General features: G+C 72.4%; 1 protein-coding gene and 1 pseudogene. One reads left to right on the top strand and one right to left on the bottom strand.

Annotation, left to right across the window (positions count from 1 at the left end):
- Nucleotides 1-325 (bottom strand): annotated as a pseudogene (locus V7793_RS37040) (hypothetical protein); the annotation flags it as partial.
- 137 nt (nucleotides 326-462) lie between these two features.
- Here V7793_RS37040 and V7793_RS37035 point away from each other — a divergent pair.
- Nucleotides 463-1,923: DEAD/DEAH box helicase (locus V7793_RS37035; RefSeq protein WP_336014071.1), on the top strand; the 1,461-nt coding region annotated here is incomplete at its 3' end.

The raw sequence follows: 1,923 nt of genomic DNA, 5'->3' as shown, positions 1-1,923 counted from the left end.
CGGCGTCGCCCTCGGCCTCGCCCGCAGGGGCCTCGCCGGACGCCCACACCGGCAAGCCGGGCAAGAAGGTGAAGCAGCCGGGCAACGGCGCCGGCACGGTCCCGCCGCCCGGGCGTCCGCCCGCCCCCACCCAGCCGGCGCCCCAGCCGACCACCCCCACGCCGCAGCCGCCCGTCACCCAGCCCCCGGCCTCCTCGGCGCCCCCGTCACCCCAGCCGGGGCCGCAGGCGGCGGGCCCTGTGGCGTAGGCCATGCCGCCGGACGGGGGCAGCGGGTTGCGTCCGGCGGTGGTGAGTGCGTATGGTGGTAGATCGTTTGATCCCATTTGCCCGGCGCCTAACAGAAGCGCGCCGTGTGGCGCGTTCCTTACCTTGCCGTGGCTGACCGCATCGAGGCGGTCATTTGTGAAGCCGACACGGAGCTTGGGCGCGTGCCGAAACTCCGGAAGGTTTCGCATTTCGCATGTCCATTTCCACTGAGCAGACCGTCATGCCCGCGAGCGACGAGATCGTCGCCGAGGCGGACGCCGTCACCGCGGAGACCACCGCGGATCTCGCCTCCTCCGACACCGCCGCCGAGGCCGCCGACATCGCCGCCGAGGCCGTCGCCGCCGCTGAGGCAGTCGACACCGCCGACGCCGAGCCCGCCGAGCCGACGATCACCTTCGGTGACCTCGGCCTGGACGACGCGATCGTCCGCAAGCTCGCGCAGAACGGCGTCACGACCCCCTTCCCGATCCAGGCCGCGACCATCCCGGACGCCCTGGCCGGCAAGGACATCCTCGGCCGTGGCCGCACCGGCTCCGGCAAGACCCTCTCCTTCGGTCTGCCGCTGCTGTCCACCCTGGCCGGCGGCCACACCGAGAAGAAGCGCCCCCGCGGCCTGATCCTCACCCCGACCCGTGAGCTCGCGATGCAGGTCGCGGACGCCCTCCAGCCCTACGGCGACGTGCTCGGCCTGAAGATGAAGGTCGTCTGCGGCGGTACGTCCATGGGCAACCAGATCTACGCCCTGGAGCGCGGCGTCGACATCCTCGTCGCCACCCCGGGCCGTCTGCGCGACATCATCAACCGTGGCGCCGCCTCGCTCGACAAGGTCCAGGTCGCCGTCCTCGACGAGGCCGACCAGATGGCCGACATGGGCTTCCTGCCCGAGGTCACCGAGATCCTCGACCTGGTGCCGGCCGGCGGCCAGCGCCTGCTGTTCTCCGCCACGCTGGAGAACGAGATCGACACCCTCGTCAAGCGCTACCTGGTCAACCCGATCACGCACGAGGTCGACCCCTCCGCCGGTGCCGTCACCACCATGACCCACCACGTCCTCGTCGTGAAGCCGAAGGACAAGGCGCCGGTCACCGCCGCCATCGCCGCCCGCAAGGGCCGCACCATCATCTTCGTCCGCACCCAGCTGGGCGCCGACCGCGTCGCCGAGCAGCTGCTGGACGCCGGCGTCCGCGCCGACGCCCTGCACGGCGGCATGACCCAGGGCGCCCGCAGCCGCGTCCTGGAGGACTTCAAGGCCGGCTACGTGAACTGCCTGGTCGCCACCGACGTCGCCGCCCGCGGCATCCACGTCGACGGCATCGACCTGGTCCTCAACGTCGACCCCGCCGGTGACCACAAGGACTACCTGCACCGCTCCGGCCGTACGGCCCGCGCCGGTCAGTCCGGCACGGTCGTCTCCCTGGCCCTGCCGCACCAGCGCAAGCAGATCTTCCGCCTGATGGAGGACGCGGGCGTCGACGCCTCGCGCCACATCGTCGGCGGTGCCGGCGCCTTCGACGAGGACGTCGCCAAGATCACCGGCGCCCGTTCCCTCACCGAGGTGCAGGCCGACTCGGCCGCCAACGCCGCCAAGCAGGCCGAGCGCGACCTGGCCGACCTGACCCGCCAGCTGGAGCGCGCGCAGCGCCGTGCCTCCGAG

The organism is Streptomyces sp. KLMMK (assembly GCF_036961605.1).
GTDB lineage: Bacteria > Actinomycetota > Actinomycetes > Streptomycetales > Streptomycetaceae > Streptomyces > Streptomyces telluris.
The sequence above is the reverse complement of the archived record's forward strand: the minus strand, read 5'-3'. Positions and strand labels throughout refer to the sequence as shown.